Source organism: Bradyrhizobium sp. AUGA SZCCT0177 (assembly GCF_018130125.1).
GTDB lineage: Bacteria > Pseudomonadota > Alphaproteobacteria > Rhizobiales > Xanthobacteraceae > Bradyrhizobium.
Map to the genome: position 1 here is coordinate 191,164 of NZ_JAFCMA010000001.1, position 19,564 is coordinate 210,727.

At 62.7% G+C, this 19,564-nt stretch carries 16 protein-coding genes and 1 pseudogene; 8 read left to right on the forward strand and 9 right to left on the reverse strand.

The window, feature by feature from the left end:
* Positions 1-23 precede the first annotated feature (23 nt).
* From JQ597_RS01005 to JQ597_RS01015, 3 genes are all read right to left on the reverse strand, one after another.
* Positions 24-314 (reverse strand): GlsB/YeaQ/YmgE family stress response membrane protein, encoded by a 291-nt coding sequence (locus JQ597_RS01005; protein ID WP_211994952.1) that lies wholly within the window; start codon positions 312-314, stop codon positions 24-26.
* Between the two features lie 128 nt (positions 315-442).
* On the reverse strand, positions 443-757 hold the full coding sequence (locus JQ597_RS01010; RefSeq protein ID WP_192739493.1) for a hypothetical protein: 315 nt from the start codon (positions 755-757) through the stop codon (positions 443-445).
* Between the two features lie 109 nt (positions 758-866).
* Complete coding sequence (locus JQ597_RS01015) at positions 867-2,075, reverse strand: sensor histidine kinase (protein WP_212262459.1); 1,209 nt, start codon at positions 2,073-2,075, stop codon at positions 867-869.
* 243 nt (positions 2,076-2,318) lie between these two features.
* Between JQ597_RS01015 and JQ597_RS01020 the strand changes: the two genes are divergently transcribed.
* The 3 genes from JQ597_RS01020 (at position 2,319) to JQ597_RS01030 (ending at position 3,806) form a co-directional block, all read left to right on the forward strand.
* Positions 2,319-2,483, forward strand: a complete 165-nt coding sequence (locus JQ597_RS01020; RefSeq protein WP_212261889.1) for a hypothetical protein — start codon at positions 2,319-2,321, stop codon at positions 2,481-2,483.
* A gap of 28 nt (positions 2,484-2,511) precedes the next feature.
* On the forward strand, positions 2,512-2,931 hold the full coding sequence (locus tag JQ597_RS01025) for a response regulator (RefSeq protein WP_212261892.1): 420 nt from the start codon (positions 2,512-2,514) through the stop codon (positions 2,929-2,931).
* 113 nt (positions 2,932-3,044) lie between these two features.
* Positions 3,045-3,806 (forward strand): Crp/Fnr family transcriptional regulator, encoded by a 762-nt coding sequence (locus JQ597_RS01030; RefSeq protein ID WP_212261895.1) that lies wholly within the window; start codon positions 3,045-3,047, stop codon positions 3,804-3,806.
* An 8-nt stretch (positions 3,807-3,814) separates the two neighbouring features.
* Here the strand turns inward: JQ597_RS01030 and JQ597_RS01035 are convergent, their stop codons facing one another.
* On the reverse strand, positions 3,815-4,918 hold the full coding sequence (locus JQ597_RS01035; protein WP_212261898.1) for a mandelate racemase/muconate lactonizing enzyme family protein: 1,104 nt from the start codon (positions 4,916-4,918) through the stop codon (positions 3,815-3,817).
* A gap of 92 nt (positions 4,919-5,010) precedes the next feature.
* Entirely contained in the window at positions 5,011-8,736 is a 3,726-nt protein-coding gene (locus JQ597_RS01040; RefSeq protein WP_212261901.1) for a YhdP family protein, read from the reverse strand.
* 228 nt (positions 8,737-8,964) lie between these two features.
* Here JQ597_RS01040 and JQ597_RS01045 point away from each other — a divergent pair, with 228 nt between their 5' ends.
* Together JQ597_RS01045 and JQ597_RS01050 are read left to right on the forward strand one after the other, a co-directional pair.
* The gene (locus tag JQ597_RS01045; protein ID WP_212261903.1) at positions 8,965-9,774 is read left to right on the forward strand and encodes a peroxiredoxin; all 810 of its coding nucleotides are present in this window, start codon (positions 8,965-8,967) and stop codon (positions 9,772-9,774) included.
* 101 nt (positions 9,775-9,875) lie between these two features.
* Positions 9,876-11,225, forward strand: a complete 1,350-nt coding sequence (locus JQ597_RS01050) for a M23 family metallopeptidase (protein WP_212261906.1) — start codon at positions 9,876-9,878, stop codon at positions 11,223-11,225.
* A 175-nt stretch (positions 11,226-11,400) separates the two neighbouring features.
* Here the strand turns inward: JQ597_RS01050 and JQ597_RS01055 are convergent, their stop codons facing one another.
* Both JQ597_RS01055 and JQ597_RS01060 read right to left on the reverse strand, forming a co-directional pair.
* On the reverse strand, positions 11,401-12,891 hold the full coding sequence (locus tag JQ597_RS01055) for a flavin-containing monooxygenase (RefSeq protein WP_212261909.1): 1,491 nt from the start codon (positions 12,889-12,891) through the stop codon (positions 11,401-11,403).
* 37 nt (positions 12,892-12,928) lie between these two features.
* Positions 12,929-13,378 carry a cupin domain-containing protein gene (locus tag JQ597_RS01060; RefSeq protein WP_212261912.1) on the reverse strand — a complete coding sequence of 150 codons (450 nt, stop codon included), beginning with the start codon at positions 13,376-13,378 and terminating at the stop codon, positions 12,929-12,931.
* 283 nt (positions 13,379-13,661) lie between these two features.
* On the opposite strand from JQ597_RS01060, the gene JQ597_RS01065 reads away from it, so the two are divergent.
* Positions 13,662-14,675, forward strand: coding sequence for an AraC family transcriptional regulator (locus tag JQ597_RS01065; protein ID WP_212261915.1), 1,014 nt, complete (start codon positions 13,662-13,664; stop codon positions 14,673-14,675).
* An 18-nt stretch (positions 14,676-14,693) separates the two neighbouring features.
* On the opposite strand, the gene JQ597_RS01070 is transcribed toward JQ597_RS01065, so the two are convergent.
* Positions 14,694-15,911, reverse strand: a complete 1,218-nt coding sequence (locus JQ597_RS01070; protein ID WP_212261918.1) for an ABC transporter substrate-binding protein — start codon at positions 15,909-15,911, stop codon at positions 14,694-14,696.
* 158 nt (positions 15,912-16,069) lie between these two features.
* Here JQ597_RS01070 and JQ597_RS01075 point away from each other — a divergent pair, with 158 nt between their 5' ends.
* Together JQ597_RS01075 and JQ597_RS01080 are read left to right on the forward strand one after the other, a co-directional pair.
* Positions 16,070-18,217, forward strand: coding sequence for a carbamoyltransferase C-terminal domain-containing protein (locus JQ597_RS01075; protein WP_249147145.1), 2,148 nt, complete (start codon positions 16,070-16,072; stop codon positions 18,215-18,217).
* 159 nt (positions 18,218-18,376) lie between these two features.
* Positions 18,377-18,571, forward strand: a complete 195-nt coding sequence (locus tag JQ597_RS01080) for a hypothetical protein (protein ID WP_212261923.1) — start codon at positions 18,377-18,379, stop codon at positions 18,569-18,571.
* A gap of 7 nt (positions 18,572-18,578) precedes the next feature.
* Here the strand turns inward: JQ597_RS01080 and JQ597_RS01085 are convergent.
* Positions 18,579-19,507: pseudogene (locus JQ597_RS01085) on the reverse strand (DMT family transporter).
* Positions 19,508-19,564 lie beyond the last annotated feature (57 nt).

Genomic DNA, 19,564 nt, shown 5'->3' on the forward strand with positions numbered 1-19,564 from the left:
ATCCAGGGACGGCGCAATTGTCATCACGGGCGCCACCAGCTCCTTCGCCATCGGCCGCCGCCACGAACCAGCCGCACGACGACAAGCAGCAATATCGCGCCGATGGTCGCATTGATGATTGCGCTGATGATTCCGGTTCCGAGATGAATGCCGAGCTGCGGCAAAAGCCAACTTCCGATAAAGGCGCCCACAATCCCGATAAGGAGATCGCCGACGATCCCAAATCCGGTCCCCTGCACGATTTGGCCCGCGAGCCAGCCGGCCACGAGACCGACAAACAAGATGACCAGCAAACTCTCGCCCGACATATGCATATCGTCACCTCAGCGGTTGGCCGCAGGGCCAGCATTGCAGGCTGGTCCGCATCTGTCTGTATAAGATTGATCATGCCCGACCGAACAAAGCCGGCCGGGCAGATCTTTGGTCGTTCGTAGCGCGTGGCTCAGTATCGACCGCCGCCGACACCAATGCTCACGCCGGGCGCATGAATTCCAATACCCGGTCCGCGCTCTTCATAGCCGCGGCGCTCGATATAGCGCTCGCGCGGCGCATAGCCATACGAGTCGCGAGACTCGCGCAGGATGACGCGGCGCTCACCGCGCTCACGCCAGCAACGGCCGTCTTCGTCGCAAACCATGCGTACGTTCTGAATGTGGCTGTCCGATGCGACCGGGCCAATCGAAAGCGGAGCCGCCGAGGCGGCAGTGGCGAACAACGCCGCAGCGCCGGCTGCCAGCGCGAGGGTGAGCGTTTTCATTTTTTCTCCGGGGGTTGATGTGTCAGGGGACCAATAGGCCGGTGGCCCGTTGGTTCCTGCGACATCTTCACGTGTTCTGCCTGGATCAAACGGCGCGAGAGGCAAGAATCTATTCTTTGACTCGGGGCAGGATAGGCAGGTCGAGCAGGAAATGTGCCCCTTTGGGATTTCCGGAGGTGAGCGTCAGGTTGCCTTGAAGCTGCCGCACCATGCCGACGATCACCTTGAACCCCAGACTGGTTTGCGACTGATCAATGTCGAAGCCGTCCGGAAGGCCGACGCCATGGTCGGAAACCTCGACATGAAGATGTTCGTCGATTTCCCGCGCACTGACCTCGATAACGCCACCGCCTTCGGGGTAGGCGTATTTCACCGCGTTTGTGACGAGTTCGTTGATCAGGAGCCCCAATGGAATGGCATGGTCAGCCGAAAGCAGCATTGGGTCGGCATGGCAGTGCAGCGTATGGCCATCCGTCGTACCTTGCAGCTTTTTGCAAAGCTCGTTCATGAAGTCTACGAGTTCGACAAAACCGACGTGCGAACTACGCCATAGATGATCATGTACCTGGGCGATGGTGTCGACGCGCAGGCTTGCATCCTCAAGCGCATTTCTGACATCCGGGGATAGAGCCGTCCGGGCCTGCACGCGCAGCAATCCGACCACGGAAGTCAGACTGTTCTTGACGCGGTGGCTCATCTCCCGCGTCAGCAGCGCCTGGTGCTCAAGTGCCTCCTGCAGCTTGGCGTCCGCCTGCTGACGTTCGATGGCGACGCCGAGCAGGCCAGCAAAGCCGGCCAGAAAATCGGCGTCCGCCTCGTCAAACTGGCCGGGATCGGCGCTATCGACCTCCAATACGCCGAAGAACGTTTTGCCCTCCCCGCCCTTTTCGATCAGCACGTTGATCGCGCGCCTGACGCCGTGATCCTTCAGGAGCTGGGGTGTCCGGAAACGGGTCTCCACCTCCAGGTGATTCGAGATAACCGTGGCCCCGGTTTGGTAGGCGTATCCGGCCGGCGATCCGAGATCGGCGGTGAGCGAGACGCTATCGATGGTGTCGAGGTCCCAGCCGACGCCGGCGCGCACCCTCAGGTGGTCCTCTTCCGGCACATATTCCAAGACTTTGGCGAATCGTGTCTGAAGCCCGTCGGCGCAAAGCTCGGTGGCCCGCTGCAGGATTTGTCGGTAGTCGCGGGTTTGCATAGCGATGCGGCCGAACTCGCCGAGCAGGGATTGCTGCCGAAGTCGGTATGGAAGCTCGTCCCGATCAGGCGATTCTGCAGGAAACTTGAATAGTTCCTGAACTGCGTCAGACGGCATATGCAATCGCGGACCTCCCGAGCACGGCCTTCGCCAGGGATCAGTTCAGATTTCAGCCAGTGCTTTCAGAGCATTATGGCAGCCCGGCGTTGGTCAGTCTGAGCAAAACAGCTCACTTCAGCGCCCCGGTGCGTGAGCGCCCGCTCCTGCAGCATCACGAATACGTGGGTCATGGTCTGTGGTGTGGACCACCGACAGCACGAAAGGCGGCGTGCGATCACTCACACCTTCCAGGAGGTGCGCATGCTCGATTCTGAAAGCGACCGAAAGCGCGACCTTGAGTGCCTGCGCCTGGCATCGGACCTCATTGAACTCGCATCCATGTCGCTCACCCCGGACTTGAAGGCGCAGTGTCTGCGGATGGCAGCCGAATTGACCGAGCAGGCGAATCAGGGACACGGCAGCTAGTAGCCCGTTTAGGAAAGTTCCCGTCAACATGGCTGCAGAATTGCCCAGCAAATCACCGACCATCGTTCTGATCGTAGAGGACGACACACTGCTGCGGATGTGTGCCGCAGAGATTGTTGAGGAAGCAGGCTTTGCAGTTATTGAAGCTGCTGATGCAGACGCAGCGATGGCCCTGCTGGAATCCCGCTTGGACATTGCGTTGCTGCTCACAGATATCGACATGCCCGGCAGCATGAACGGATTGCAATTGGCCCACGCGGCGCGCAACCGGTGGCCGCCAATCAAAATTCTCGTCGTATCGGGACACGTGCGGCTACAGCCCTTCGAACTTCCGCAGGACAGCTGCTTTCTCGCAAAGCCTTACCAGACTGCGGCACTGGTCGAGGCGCTGTGTACGCTGGCGCCTCCCTTGGGCCATCCCTATCGGGAACCCAGCAATGTCCACTGAGCTGTTTTGCTCAGACGTGAGCACCATATTCGTGCAAATCTAACCTGCCCAATCAGACTCTAATCTTGTGATGATCGGCCCGAAGCACTCGCATCAACACGCTGCCAAAAGCGATGTCCCAGGTACAAATGGACCATGACCCGCGAAGCAATCAACTGCTCGGCGCCCTGGAGCCGGACAGCCGCAAGAGAATAGATTCCTACCTCGAGCCCATCGATTTCCAGCTCGAAGAAATGGTCTGCGATGCCGGCGGTCTGCTCAAGCACGCCTATTTTCCGCAAGGCTCGGTTCTGTCGCTATTGACCGTTCTGGAAAATGGCGCCGCCATCGAGACTGCCAACATCGGTCGCGAAGGTGCGTTCGGCCTCTTTGCAGCCATGTACAGCCGCGTCTCGTTCAACCGCTGTCTCGTGCAACTCCCAGGTCATACAGTCCGTTGCCCGATCGAGCTGTTGCGATATGAATTCAAAAGCAGCGAACACGTGCGCGATCTGTTCGTGAGTTACTCGGAGACCCTGCTTTCACAGGTTCAGCAGACGGTTGCCTGCAATTCCATGCACACGACGGAAGAGCGCATGTGCAGGTGGCTATTGATGATGCACGACCGCGCCGGCGGTGAAGCGCTGCCTTACACACACGAGTTTCTTTCGCATATGCTCGGCGCGAACCGGAAATCCGTAACGCTTGCCGCGCAGTCGATGCAGACCGCCGGTCTCATCCATTATCGCCGCGGCACCATCCAGGTACTTGACCGAGCGGGCTTAGAGAAGGCGTCATGCGAATGTTACGCCATCGTCAAGGAGCGCTTCGATGCGTTCCTGACACCGCCTTCGACGGCGGTACAGGGCCACAACAAGGGCCGTACGGCCGGGTGAAGCCCCCGCTAGACCCGATAACGCTCCATAACCTCGCGGTCCGGCTCGTAACCGAGCCCCGGCCCTTCCGGCACCGCGACCGCGCCATCGGCTCCGACATCGATCGCACCGCGCCAAAGGCACGCGGCACGGTTCATATAAAAGAACTCGACGAAGGTCTTGTCGTCCCGCAACGACAGCAAGTGCAGCGTCGCCAGAAGGCCCGGACCGAAATAGGGCGAATGCGGCGCCAGCCTGACGCCCCTTTCGTCGGCCAGATCGACCACCTTCAAATATTCAGTGATGCCGCCGACCTTGGTCACCGAGGGCTGCGCGTAGCTGACCGCGCCCGCATCCATCATCAGGCGAAATTGATTGACGGTGCAGGCATTCTCACCGGCGGCGATATCGAGCCCGCCCTTCGTGCGGGTCTCCGCCAGCGCGGCAAAATCTTCCGGCGGCCATACCGGCTCCTCCAGAAACATCGGCGCGGCCGCCTTGCATTCATGCGCGAAGGCGATGGCTTCCGCCGACGTCATCGGGCAGTTCATGTCGACCATCAGCGGGATGCCGTCGCCGATCGCGCGCCGTGCGGCGAATACGGCTGATACCGTCGTCTCATGAAGCTTGATGGCGGTGTAACCCCGCCGCAGCGCCGTCTCGCATTCGCTGGCGACGAGATCGGGTGTTCCGATCCGCAGCAGGCTGGCATAGGCCGGAATCCGCGCCCGCTTGCGCGCGCCCAACAGGCGGTGAAGCGGGACGCCTTGCATGCGCGCCGCGAGGTCCCACAACGCGATATCGAGGGCGGAGATCGCGAACATCGTGATGCCGTAGCGGCCGAACAGATGCAGATTGCGCTGGATACGATCCATGAAGGCGGGAATATCAGCGGCGTCGGGGACCTCGAGACCTCGGGCCTGCGGCGCAATCATTTCATCGATGGCGGTGGCACAGGATCGCGGGCACACATAGCTGAAGGCGTCACCCCAGCCGGTCAATCCTGTATCCGTCGAGACCTCGACGAGAACGATTTCGAGCGCAGATATCGCTGACGCGCCCTGCTTGAAGCTCGCCACGCCGGCGTCATAGGGGATGCGAATGTGATGCGCACGGACGTCGGTGATCAGCATAACGCCAGCCTCCCTTTTTTGAAAGCTAGCGCGAGACGATGCCGATTGGCCAGATCAATCGCTGATGGCAAAATCCCTCAACCGCTCGCGCCCTAATTATTGGTCGGCGGGAATTCGATCGGGTTGTTCTGCTTGCCGGTGTTGAATTCGAAGATCTTGCGCAGCACGCCGGGCGCCATCGCTGAAATCGGATTGACGCGCAGTACCGGCGCGGCCGGAGTACCGACGACCTCATAGGTGACGCCGATCAAGCCCTCATTGCTGCCGCCGCCGAGGAACAGGCCGAGCACGGGAATCTGGCCGAACATGTTGTTGAGCCCGTACATCGGAACGAAGGTCCCGCTCATGCGAACGGAGTTGCCGATATAGTCGAGAGTGCCTTCGATGGTGGCGCCGATGGTCGGGCCCTTCACGACGCCGTCCCGGATCGTGAGATGTCCGCTTTGCCGGGTGAATTCCGCGCGCAACGCCGAGAACGACACGCCGTTCTGTACGCCTGCCGGTCCGCCCGCCGCCGCGCGCTCCAGTTCAGGAACGCCTTTGACGGAGAAGTCGCGGATATTGATCAGGCCCTCTTTGGCTGATGGTTCGACCGTCGGCGGTTCCATCGCGAGTGAGAGCTGACCGCCGAAGACCTTCGAGTTGGTATCGGTGAAGCGGAGGAACGCCCCGGCGTCATTGGTCTGCAGAATGATCAGGTCACGCCCCTGCCCCTGCACGCGACCGCGCAAATCGGCGGACACCGGCGAATCGCGCCCGACCTTGCCCGTCATCGCAAACGTCTTGATGACGCCATTGCGCCGGGACATCTTGGCGTCGACGCTGCGCAGCGCCTCGCCATTGTGGCCGGCGACCGCGCCGAGCTTGACGTCGATGTCCAGATCGATGTTCTTGGTCTTCTTGGCGTCGGCTTCCTTGCCCGAGATCGCCGATTTGAGGAAGCCGCGGCCGTCGAACACGTCGCCGCGCATCGTCACCTTCACTACGCCATCGGCGTTGCGTTCGGCTTTCAGCGAGGTCTTGTCGCCCTCCGACGGCGAGTAGGTCGGGAAGTTCGCGGTCATCAGCTCGCCATTCGCGTCGACTTCCAGCGAGCCCTTGATCGAGACGCCGCCACCGTCGACGACGATGTCCTGGAACAGCGTCGACTGCTCCTTTTTGACGACGCTGAAGGTCGCCTTGCCGGACCTGCCCGGTACCTTGACCCAACCCGGCAGGATGTTGTCGAGCCGGAGCGCGGTGAGATCGGCCTCGATACCGACGCGGCTGTCGTTTTCACCGATCTTGCCGATCAGTTTGATCGGGATCGCGCCGCTGACGGCCGGACCAAGATCGAGCCCAAGCCGCGCGCGGCTGGCGTCATCCAGTGTCGCCGACAGCTTGATGTCGGCGTCACCTTCGTTCGGCTTGCGATAATCCAGCGACGCAGCCTGGCCGTTGATCTTGACGTCGCCCCTGACCTGATAGCCGTTATTGTTGGCAACGACCTTCAGCGTGTTGGCCTCCAGCTTCTGGTTCATCACCAGCTTGTCGATGGAAACCCCGCCGAGATCGGCGGTCACGGAATAAGTGGTATCGGCCTTGGTCAGCACGCCCTTGACCGGCATGCCGAGCATGACGGTGGCCGTCACATTTCCCTTGCTCGCGTTCGGATCGACGAAGGTGGCGGATACGTCGCTGAGGCGATCGGATGCCAGAATCTCGGCCGCCGCCGGGATGGTGCCGTCGATGCGGAATTTGACCTTTGCCGGCGATGGCTTCGGCGCCATGTCCGGCACCTCGAAGGTGAAATCCGAAATGGTGACCTTGCGACCGGCCGGCGTATCGGCGATGCCCTGGCCGATGTTGACGGTGGCGGTGCGACCCGTCACCCGCGCCTTCAGGTCGGCGTCGCGCACGACCGGCATGTCATCGACGGGGCGCACCGTCACGCCCGTTGCCGTGATATTGACCGCCAGGCCGTCGTCGGGAATCGGCGGGCCCTTGCGCGACAAATTTCGCACCGGCGAATTGACGCCGACCTCGATGCGCTGGAGCGTGCCGCGTTCGATCCGCTCGATCACCCACTCGCGCACTTCCGGCACGATCAGAACCGGCCACATCCGCTTGAGCGCGGAGGCCGACATCGGCGTACCGGCAAAGCCAAGCTGGAGCCGCGCCTCGCCGGAATAATCGACGCTGCCGGTTCCGGCGACGCCGATCTCGCCATTGCTGATATCGGCCTGCGTCAGCAGAAAGCGCTTCCTTTCGGTGTCGAAGCGCATGCCGATCGCGATGCGATTGAAGATCAGCGGCTGTTCGCCCTCATTGCCGGCCAGCACGATGGTGCCGCCGCTCAACCCGGCCTGCCATTCGGTCGTGGTTCCATTCGGCGGCTCAAGATGGCCGAGCAGAGTTACCCGGTTTGCACCGGAAACGATCTTGAACGGGGCGACCAGCACGCGCCGCGCGGAATCCCATTCGACGTTCATTTCCGCCGCATCGATCGCCATTGGATAATCGGGCGTATCGCTGTCGATGATGTGGCCGGCACCGGCGGTCAGCTTGCCGCGGAAATAGGTCGGCAGGCCATCGCGGCCGAGTTCGCCTTTCAGCTCGCCCGATAGCGGCAGGTTTGCGCTGTAGGTGAGATCCTTGACCCGCATCGCCAGCAGAATATTGGCCGTCGGCACCTTGTCGGCACGCAGATCGACCGAGCGCACGCCGTTGGTCGGCGGCCCGATCACCGCCCGCAGCGACCATGGTCGGGCGCCCTCCTCGCCCACGCTCAGCGCCACGCCACCGGCGCTCGGCCGGCGAAGGCTCATGCTGATATTGTCGAACGTCCATTTGTTGCCGCGCTGCTGGTCGTCGACGACCAGATTGCCGTTCTTCAAGCCGATCTCGTTGAGATTTTGTCCGTCGAGACCGGTCAGGCTCAGGCTGTCGAGCCAATCGAGGCCGGCCAGCAATCCGTTCTGTGCCGTCTCGGGCGCCGGCGTGCCAGGGGGCGGTGCCGGCCGCGGGAATGTGGGCGCCAAGCCAGCGTCGCGCTTCGAGGCTACGCCGGTCGCCAATGGTTTGGCCGTGTCACCGGCGGATACCGTCACCTGGCCATCCGGTGTGATTCGTACCGCGAGTTCGGCATCGACCAAATTGAGGCTCTCGGCGCGAAGCCGCCCCATCAACAACGCGGTGCCGGATAATCTCACTTCGGCTTTCGGGGCGCTTGCGACAATCGCCTGGTCGCGATCCCTGACCACGATGTCGCGGATACGCACCGCGATTCGAATTTTGCCGGCGCGCTCGATTTGCGTGCCACCGACCTCGACCGTATTGCCGTGCCCGATATTTTCCTCGATCGCCGCCGCAAGCCAGGGCGTCGCCAGGTCGAGATTGATCGGCCCGGCGCCGAGCCGCCACCAAAGCCCGCCGAAACAGCTGGCAAAGATCACGGCCAGCACCGCAATTACGACCGTCAGGCGCTTGACCCAACGTTCGCCGGTGACCCATCGGTTCAGCGCCGAGACATTGTCGCTGAACCGGTGAAAACGGGAATTGGAACGGGACAACAACCGTCGTGCCCGGTGGCGCGCCGCCTCGTCCTGGTCGGTATCCCAGCCGGCCTCGTCATCCCATTGCGAGATATGAGCCTCAGCACGCGGATTCGACCCTTGGGGTCCGGAACCCTGGGGTCCAGAACCTTTGAGCCCAGAACCTTGGAGCCCAGGACTTTGGGGCGAACTATTCCTAGCCATTGCCTCTCGGTGCTGGCGCTGAGGTTGATCGTCGCCGCAGGCGCGCCCATCGATCTGTATCGAGCGCTCCTGTGTCGGCATCGCTGCCAATCCTCGATTAATACTGTTACTCGTAGCCAGGCCCAAGGACTCAATCGCCGACTCAATCAAACGGACCTTCAACGAGCGGACGGGTGGTGCGTCGAATTCCTTGTAACCATACTCCGAGGTCATCAAACTTGCCCAGCGGCCGGAGCGAATCCGATAGGCCGGGACAAGACCCGCAATACCCTATTGGTTGATCCGCCGAAAGCGACGAAAGGAAGGCGTATGTCCAAGAAAACGCGCAAGAAATCCTCCAAGGGATCCGCAAAGACACCCGCAAAGGCACCAGCCAAGTCACCCGCGAAGACACCTGCCAAGAAATCCGCCCACAAAACGATCCCGGCGAAGGCAGCCCGCAGTGGCTCGAAAGCTCCAGTCAAAACGCCCGCGGCCAAGACCGGCAAGGTGGTCGCGAAGAAGTCCGGCACGGCAGCCAAGGGCGCCTTGACCAAAGAATCCCACAAGCCCGCGTCGAAATCGTTAAAATCCAAGCCATCGACGGCACCGAAGCCTGATTTGACGCCCATTCCCGAGGCCGCTGCGAAGCCGGACAGCAAACCAGGCTTGGTCTCGGGTCGGGTTGAAGGCGCCAAAGCGCCCAGCTTCCAGCTGCCCCGGGATGGTGGCGACAGCGTATCCCTGGCCGATTACGCCGGGCGGAAACTGGTACTGTTCTTCTACCCCCGCGCCGATACTCCCGGCTGCACGAGGGAGGCAATCGATTTCACCCGCCTCAAGGACGCGTTCGCCGAAAGCGGAACGGCCGTCCTGGGCATCTCCGCCGACACCGTGAAGGCCCAGGAGTCCTTTCGCGACAAGCACCAGCTCTCGATTCCTCTGATTTCGGATGAAAAACACGAGATGCTGGAGGCCTATGGCGCCTGGGGCGAAAAATCCATGTATGGCAGGACTTTCCTCGGGATTCTTCGCACGACCGTTCTGATCGGCAAGGACGGCAAGATCGCCAAAATCTGGCGCAACGTGCGGGTCGATGGCCACGCCGACGAGGTATTGGCCACAGCCCAAGGATTATAGTTTTCCAGGTTCCATTTCCCAAAAATTAACCATGAGTGGGTCAAATCGGCCTCGCAAATTGAGCCGTACGGAACCCCAGTCCGACCGGCGCGGGAGAGCCGATGTCGTACCGTTCCGGTCATCATTCCGAGTACCACCAGCACCATCATCCCCATGACAGCCGGGCGCGACGTCCCGTGGCGCAGGCCGCGGCACTCCCCCCGGCCAATGACGGCTATGCCATTGTCCATGCCGGCAAGCAGGTGCGGTTCGGGCCCGTGGTGTTCTGGATCGTCGTCGGCACGATCATCGTGCTCGGAATGTGGTCGGCGGCGACCGCCACCTATTTCGCCTTTCGCGACGACGTCCTGACCCGGCTGATCGCCCGCCAGGCCGAGATGCAATACGCCTATGAAGACCGCATCGCCGAGCTGCGCGCCAAGGTCGATCGCACCACCAGCCGCCAATTGCTCGACCAGGAACAGTTCGACCAGAAGCTCGACCAGATCATGAAGCGCCAGACCGCGCTGGAATCCCGCGCCACCGCGCTCGGCTCGATTCCGGACAGCACGGCCACCGGATCGATCCGGCCGCCGGCACGCGGCGCCGCCGCCGAGACCCCCGCTTCCGGGACACCGAAGCCCAGCCCGATCAGCGACACCGTGATCTTTGTGGCGCCGCCGGATCGTGAAGCCCGTTTGGAGTCGCGCGCACCGGTCGTGGTCAAGCAGCAAGCCAACCAGTACGCCAAGGTTCAGGGCGTCGACAACGTCCTGGTCCGCCTGCAGACCTCGCTCGACCAGGTTGAGCGGCGCCAGATGGCGGCGCTGAGCTCGGTCGAAGACAGCATGGAATCGCGCGTCCGCCGGATGCGCGGCGTGTTCACCGATCTCGGTCTCGACATGGCGCAACTCGAAGCCGCGACGCCACGTTCGGGCGTCGGCGGCCCCTTCGTTCCGGTGAAGCTTGGGGCCGATGCCGGCCCCTTCGAGCGCCAGCTCAACCGGATCAACGCCACCCGTGCCCAGGTCGAGCGGCTCAACCGCACGCTGGCACTGGTGCCCTATCGCAAACCCGTCGTCGGCGAAGTCGAGTTCACCTCCGGCTTCGGTGTTCGCAGCGATCCCTTCCTCGGTCGGCCGGCGATGCATACCGGCCTCGATTTCCGCGCTGCGACCGGCGATCCCGTGCGCGCGACCGCGAACGGCAAAGTGGCTTCATCGGGATGGATGGGCGGCTATGGCCGCATGGTCGAGATCGACCACGGCAATGGGTTATCGACCCGCTACGGCCATCTGTCGGAGATCCACGTCAGGGTCGGCGACGTCGTCAAGATCGGACAGGTGATCGGTGCGGTCGGCTCGACCGGCCGCTCGACCGGTCCGCATCTGCATTACGAAACACGGATCGACGGCGACGCGGTCGACCCGCAGAAGTTTTTGCGCGCCGGCGTGCGGCTCAGCGCCGGCTAGAAGTGAGCGCGAAGCGCCAACGATCGCCCGCCCCCGACGCCGCAGACAAAAAAGAGCGAAAACAACCCCATGCAAAGTAGAATGGGCAGGGGGTTACGGTATTAAATACCGGTAAGCAGCGCCATTATCGTCGACCACCGCCTCCGCCCATTCCACCGCCGCCAAAGCCCCCGCTTCATGCCAATACTTTGTAGTCCGGTGCAGAAGCGAGAAACCGCGCATACGCATCCGCATCTGGCGGCGTGAACTTCTCCGCCAGCGCGCTGCGCCGGCGTGTTGTTGTCCCGATGTCGGCGAGCAACTCGTCAAAATGCTTGAAATGGTAGGGCGCCACGCACAGCCCGCCATAGACGCCGGCCGCCGGCCGCTCCACGCGCTTGAAGTTGAGCATCAATTCGATGTTGTCACGCATCTCGGCGGGGCTCGGCTGCTGTGCAAGCTGGCCGTCGGCGTAACGAACCAGCCAGTTTGCCGCCAAATCGGCGCACAGCACCGTGCAGAAACTGGAGTTGAAGCCGACAAAACCCATATCCGGCAGGTCCGGGTTGGCAATCAGCCGGTAGAGCCTGTACTGGCCGTCGCCGTCCACCAGCCGGTCGCGAAGCGCCTGCGGCAGGAACGGCACGCCGAGCTTGTAGCCGATGGCCAGGATGGCGAGGTCGGCTGCAACGCGCTCGCCGCCGGTCATCACGATGCTGTTGCCGTCATAGTGGTCGAAGCTGCCGCGGATCGCCTTGATCCGGCCATCGGCCACCATCGGAAAGAAGTCCGGCGTGGCGATCGGCACCGAGCAATTGACGCCGTCCTCGATGCGCTGCTTCGGAACCATGTCGCATTTCTTCAGCTTGAGCTGCAGCTTCAGCATGCTTTCCAGGCCGCGCCAGTTGGCCCAGACAAACGGCTTCGCCACCGCGTGCTTGAACCGCGACAGCGCCCCGATGCCCCAGCTCTTGAACATCTCCTCCTGTGCGCGGATGTAGAGGATGCGCTTGAAGTTGACGAGGCCGCCGATGAAGTAGGGAATCCGCCACACCGGTTCGCGGTACACCAGCGTGACGTCGCTGGCGCCGGAATTGACCGCGTTGACGGCGATGTCGGTGGCCGATTTCGAGCCGCCCAGCACGACCACCTTCTTGCCCCTGGCGAGGCCGGCATCGTTGTATTGCGAGGAGTGCAGGATGCGCCCGCCCTGCGCCTTGAACGCCTCCTCGCCGCGCAGGCTGAGGGTCTGCGGTTCGTTGAACTGCCCGATGCAAACAGCGACGAAGTCAAAATCCTCCTGCGTGCTGCCGGCGGGGCTACGAAGGTCGAGCCGCCAGCCCGGCTGTGAGTCCGAGCGGCTATTCATCTGCACCACTTCGGTATTGAAGCGGATCAGGCGATCGAGGCCATGATCGCGGGCGTATTCGGCAAGATAGGCATGGACCTGCGGACCCTTCGGCCATTCCGGATAAGACGCCGGCATGGCCTTGTCGGTGTAGCGGTAAAGCTCTTTCGGGCTCTGGGTCTGCACGTCGGGATAGGATCTGGCCGGCTCCCATACGCCGCCGAGATCGCCGCTGCGCTCGACAATGGTGACGCGGTGTCCGCGCGACGAAAACGCCTTGGCCGCGGCCAGCCCGGACACGCCGGCGCCGATGATGCAGACCTGCATTTGCTTGACCATGGATTTGTCTCCGTCGTGAAGGTGAAAGCTCGCGCCGCTATTCGTTGGCCTCCGGCGGCAGGAAGTTCACCTCGTGCTCGGCGGAAACCCGGACCACCTCCGCGGGGTCGGTCATGTTGTGCAGCCGGTTGAACAGCGCTTCGAGCTTCTGCATCGGCGAAACCCAGAACAGCGCACGAGCGGGCTTGTCTGACTTGTTGAAGTAACCGTGCGGAATGCCGCGCGGCAGACGCACCAGGTCGCCGGCCTTCGCCTTCACCCAGACGCCGTCGAGCTTGAGATCGAGTTCGCCTTCCTGCACCAGGATGAATTCGTCCTGGGTCGGATGGATATGGACCGGCACGAACTGGCCGGGGTCGCTGTTGGTCTCGAAGGCGAAGGTGGAATCGGTCACCGCCTTCGGGAAATAGACCTGACCGAGGATATTCCAGGTCACGCCGCCGTAGCCGGTGCCATCAGCGGTGATACCCTTTTCGAGCGCCGTCATGTGCCGCCTCCTGTTGGATAATTTGTCCGTCCGGATCAATCCGTCGTGTTTGCGCAGGCTGCGGCGAACCCACCCGGCCGTCTAGCCGCAAAACGAATCCGCCATCGGCGCCGAAGAATTTCTTTTGGCCGGGCACGGGCGATGTTGCGGCGCAGGATCATCGTGACGCTGTTGTCGCCGGCTGCGCAACGATCGGGCACAATCCGCTGCCAAATCGCCTTTCCAAGCACCCGTCCCGGAGATATTATAGGGTTCAAACAAACCCGAAGGCCGTGTGACGACGATGGGCGCAGCCGTTGCGGAGAAGGTTCGAGACGCCAGACTGGCCGCGTTCAACCGCGTATCGACCGGCGATGTCGATGCCGCTGCCGAGGCGATCGGACGCATCTTCTGCCCCCATCAGTTGACGCCCAATCGCCCGTCGGCGCCGGGTTTCTACGCCCTGCACAATTGCGCCGCCTTCGACGGGTTCTCCATCAACTACGTCGCCTATGGCGGGACAGTAACGATCGATCCCGGCTGCCTCGACCGCTTCTTTCTGCTGCAGATTCCGCTGCACGGATCGGCGCGAATAGGCACCGCGGCCTGCGAGGTTGAGAGCAGCCCGGGCACGCGCGCTTCGCTGCTGTCTCCGACGATCCCGACGCGGATGACATGGGACGGCGATTGCGCCCAGTTGATCCTTCTGGTGGACCGGCGGCTGGTCGAACAGCGGGCCGCAGCGCTTTCGGGGAAGCCGGCCAGCGCGGTCGAGTTTGCGCCGGCGATCGATCTCAACCAGGCCTGCGGGCGCGAACTCCAATCACGGGCCGCCGATCTGGTCGATCTGGCCGAGCATCTCGGACCAGGCCGCCGCTTGGCGCCGCTGGCTGCGGCCGAACTGCGCGAAACCCTGCTCGGCGCCCTGCTCCATGGTCAGCGCCACAGCCGGAGCGAAGCGATGCTGGTGTTCGGCGGCCGCGCCGAAACGCTACCGCGGCCGTTGCGGCAGGCGCGGGATTGCCTGCATGCCCACGCGGCCGAGCCGCTCGATCTGGCCCAGCTCGCCGGCATCACCGGCATCGGCATCCGCGCGCTGCAGATCGGCTTCCGCCGCCATTTCGGCACGTCCATTTCACAGATGCTGCTCGATATCAGGCTGGCGCACCTCAATGCCCGGCTGACTAGCGCCCGCCCCGGCGAGAGCATCACGGAAATCGCGTTCGAACTTGGATTTACCCATCTCAGCCGCATGGCCCGCGCCTACGGCAAGAAATTCGGCGAAACGCCGTCCTCGACCCTGCGCCGATTGAGCTGAACAAATCCGGGCGCTGGCCTAGTGCCCGACCTCACCCGCGATGATGTCGCCGAACAGCTCCCAGCTTACGCCGTTAAACTTCATCAGCTGCATCTGCTCGATCGGAAAGAAGTCGTTCGGGCCGGTGTTGATCTGGATGCCGGGCAGCAGCACATCGCTGGTAAAGCCTTTCAGGCTGGCGGCCTGCTTCATCACGTTCTCGCGCGTGAGATTGTCGCCGCATTGTTTGAGCACCTGGACCATGGTCTGCGCCGTCGCATAGCCGTAGACGTTGTTGTTGTTGGTCTTGTCGCCGTCCGGGAAATACTTGTCCATGAAGGCGGCCCACGCCTTGATGCCGGGATCGTCCTTCCACACGGGGTCGGTCGGATCCTTGATGTAGGCGGTCGAGATGATGCCCTTGGCGTTGTCCAATCCGGCGGGCTTGAGCACGGTCGCCACCGACGTCGAGACGTTGCCGAGCAGATAGACCGGCTTCCAGCCGAGTTCCGCGACCTTGCGGATCGCCTGCGCCGCGCCCTTTGGCGCTGCCCACGTCATGAAGATGTCGGCGCCGGAATCTTTCAGCGCCACGATCTGCGAATCGATGGTGGGGTCGGCAACCTCGTATGATTTGTCCGCGATGATCATGTTGGCCTTGGCACCGAGGCCGTCGCGCAATCCCTTCATCTGATCCCGGCCGGCGTCGTCGTTCTGCCAGATCGCGGCGATCTTGCCGTTCGGATAATTCTTCAGGATGTAGGCCGCGTAGATCCGGCCCTCGCTCTGGTAGTTTGGCTGCCAGCCCATGGTCCACGGAAAATTCTGCGGATCGCCAAATTTGGTGGCCCCTGTCGCCACGAAAAGCTGCGGGACTTTCTTTGCGTTCATGTATTTCTGGATCGCCGAGTTCGACGGCGTGCCGAGCGGCTGGAAGACCAGCAAAACCTCGTCACTCTCCACCAGCTTGCGTGCCTGCTCGACGGCCTTGGGCGGACTGTAGGCGTCGTCATAGCTGATGAAACTGACCTTGCGGCCGTTGATGCCGCCTTCGGCGTTGATCTTGTTGAAATAGGCGGCCTGGGCCTTGCCGATGGTGCCGTAGGCGGAGGCCGGGCCGCTATAGGGCATGATGTTGCCGATCTTGATTTCGGTATCGGACGCGCCCGGATCGTATTTCTTCTGCGCGTGGGCTGCGGTCGCGGTCATCGCGGCGATCGCCGTCATGGCAACCAGAGTTCGGATTCGGGCCGTCATCGCTCTCTCCCACGCGTTTATTATTTTGGCAAAGTGTCGCAAGCCGCGCGCGGACTGGCAAGGCGCTGCTTATTCCGCAGGATGAAACAGGATTGTTGCGCGCCGCCTTTTATGATTGATGCATGGCGACACGTTTCCCCTGCAAGGCTTCCTTAGAATTGAACCCGACGACACGCATTGGTCCCCGACATCCGAAGCTCGCCGCAGGCGGATTCCGTGCCGCGCGATGGCTGGCTGCGAAAACATTTGGCGCGACAGGCTTTCACCAGCTCGGCTCAAAATTTGCCGATGCGCAGGTAGCGCATGTGCGCGACAAGCTCGCGCGCGGGGAAACGGTTTATCTCGCCGGCCTCGGCGCGCCCGGCACGCACAATTCAGGCGTGGCGCTGGTCGAGGTGACGCAGGCCCATGGCCCCCGCCTGATCCTCAACAACGAGGAAGAACGCTTTTCCGGCAACAAGCACACGACGGAATATCCGCGCGCCTCTGTTGACGCGATGGTTGCAGCCTTGCGCGGCATGGGGCGCGACATCGGCGATATCGACGCCTGGCTTACCAGCTGGGACTACCCGACATTGGCGGGAACGCTGGCGCGCTCGGTGCTGGAAGAAGTGCCGCAAAGCCTCAAGCTGCTACGCACCACCGAAGCCGCCGGCTTCGACGGACGGCGTCTCGACCAGATGACGCGCACACCGAAGATCCTTGCCAAGCAATTGGGACTTGCCGAGCGTGTGCCGCTGATCTGCCTGCCGCATCACGACAACCATGCCTGGTTTTCCTTTGCCGCCTCGCCCTTCGTCGACGACGGCGAGCCGGTGGCCGTGGCGGTGCTGGATGGCACCGGCGATCAGGGGTCGATCTCGTTGTATGTGGTCGAGAACGGCAAGATGCGCCGGCTCTACTGCAACGATAGCATGTTCGATTCACTGGGCGCGTTCTACAGCGTGATTTCATCGACGCAGGGCGGCTGGACCTGGCTCTCCAGCGAAGGCCGCTATATGGGCGCGGCCGCCTGGGGCGACATGAACCGCGCGACAAATCCGTATTACGCGCGGCTGCGAAACGTCCTGCACTTCGGCGAGGCCGGCGAAGTCAGGCTCAACCGCGCGATGGCCAACTGGTATTGCGACCCGTTCGATAACCCTTACAAGACGGCCCTCACCGACATCCTTGGGCCACCGCTCAAGCCCGAACAGCTCTGGAATCCCGACGCGGTGCTGCGCGTCGAGGATATCCATCACCGTCCCGACACAAAGGATCGCCTCGACAAGGCCGCCGCGACGCAACTGGTGTTCGAGGATGCCATGATCCACGTCGTGGATCACCTGTTGCGCATCACAGGCGCGAGCCGGCTGGTGCTGACCGGCGGCGTGGCGCTAAACGCGATCGGCAACATGCGCCTCCTCGAACATTTCGATGAAGCGTGGTTCGCCGGCGCCCAGCAGCGCAACGCGCGTCTGCATCTGTGGGTGCCGCCGGTGCCCGGCGATCCCGGCGTCACCATCGGCGCGGCGTGGTTGTTCGCGCATCTGGCGGGCGCCCCGCGCGGCGCGCCGATGACGCATGCATTCTATTGCGGCCTGCCGCCGTCAAATGAAGCCATTGCGAGCGCGCTTGAATCCGATGACATCGCCTCGCAGCGGATCGGCAATATCTCGACCGCTGATGGACGCGACGCCATCGCCGACCTGATGGCGTTCATGGTCGCGCAGGGCGGCGTGATCGCGCTGTATCAGGGCGCCGCCGAGACCGGGCCGCGCGCGCTCGGCCACCGTTCAATTCTTGCCAACCCCTGCGATCCGCTGGCGCGCGAGCGGCTGAACGAGCGCGTCAAATACCGCGAGGCGATCCGCCCGCTGGCGCCGATGGCAACGCTGGAATCTGCCCGGGAATTTTTTGAGTTGCTGCCGGGCGCCTCCGATGCCGGCTACAACGCCTACAATTACATGGTGCTGACGGCGCAATCGAAGCCGGGCGCGCGTGACAAAATTCCGGCGGTGATCCATGCCGACGGCACCGGCCGGATCCAGATCGTCAATGCGGATGACGATCCCCTCACCCATGCTTATCTGAAGGCGCTCGGCCGTCACGTCGGCGTCGAGATATCCGTCAACACGTCCTTCAATGTCGCCGGTCCAATCGCGCAGACGCCGCAGCAGGCCATCGACACGCTGCGCCGCTCCAAGGGGCTCGATGCCGTCGTGCTGGTCGCAGATGACGGCGCGGTTTATGCCTCCTGGCATGGCGGCGAGCGCGACAGCGGGCGATTTTCCGGCTGGTTAGCGCAGTGGAAGAGCCGACGGTAAGGTTGACAGGTTAGCTTAACCAGCGACTGCGATTGCGTCACGACCGCCGCGCGCTATCGTGCATGCAGTGGACGATTTGATCCGTCCCAACCCCTGTTAACTTCGCCGTCGGGCGATCATATTCCGCCCGGCAGCCTCGTTAAATCGTGAGCGCGCGCCATGCATGTTGAAAGCCAGGAGCGGTTACGAATATTGAGCCTCAGTCCGAAGCCCGCCTGGGCCGAAGTCTGGCACTTGCGGAAGATTTTCATTCCGCGGCGATCCATCACCGGACGGTTGCTGACCGGCCAGGTCTGGCGGCGACACGACGGGCGGCGCTGGATCTACAAGAAATACACCGAACACACCGGCTAAGCGCCATCTATCCGATAACAGCCGGCCGTCGAAACAACCCGAGCACCCTCCCGTCGATCAACAGCAGCGCGCTGCCGATCACCAGCGCGCCCACGATCTCGCGCAGCGAAATCTCCTCGCCCAGCACCAAATAGCCGAGCACGATAGCGGTGACCGGAATCAACAGCGTCACCAGCATGACGTTGGTAGCGCCGGAGCGCCGCAGGATCTGGAAGAACACGATATAGGCTAGCGCCGTCGACAGGACAGCCAGACCGATCACCGCGAACCACGTCGCAACGCCTGGCATCGGCAATTGCCAGGGACGTTCGACGAAGCCGGCGACAACCATCATCATGATGCTCGAGGCCAGCAACTGGAACGTCGCCGTTCCCAGCGGCGGCGAGTTAGACAGCAGCCGTCGCGCCAGCAGCGCCGCCAAACCATAACTGAACGCGCCCGCAAGGCAGAGCAGGATGCCGATGCCTGCCCGCTCCAAAATCCGTCGCCGTCAAAATTCCAGCCGCGCAGGATCACGACGCCGATCAGCCCCACGACGACGCCGGCGATCCGCCGCGCCTGCAGCTTCTCCTCACCGGCCGCCGCCATCACCACAACGGTAAACAACGGCGTGGTGGCGTTGAGGATTGAGGCCAGCCCGCTCGGGATAGTCGTCTGCCCCGCCACGATCAGCGAGAACGGCAATACGTTGTTGAAGAGCCCGATCGCGAAGAACGGCTTCCAACCTGAACCCCCTTTGGGAAAATCGATCCGGTAGATCCACAGCAAAGGCAGCAGGATGATCGAGGCCAGCGCCACGCGCAGCAGCACCAGTGTCAGCGGCGGCAATTCCCGCAGCACCACGCCGTTGAAGAAGAACGAGCCGCCCCACAGGATCGAAAGCACGCCGAGCAGCGACCAGTCGCGGGCGTCGATCCTGACATCATTAGCGGTCATTGCGGCTCATATCTGCATTTGCTGCAGATCTATTCCGGCTCGGGAGTCATTCCCACC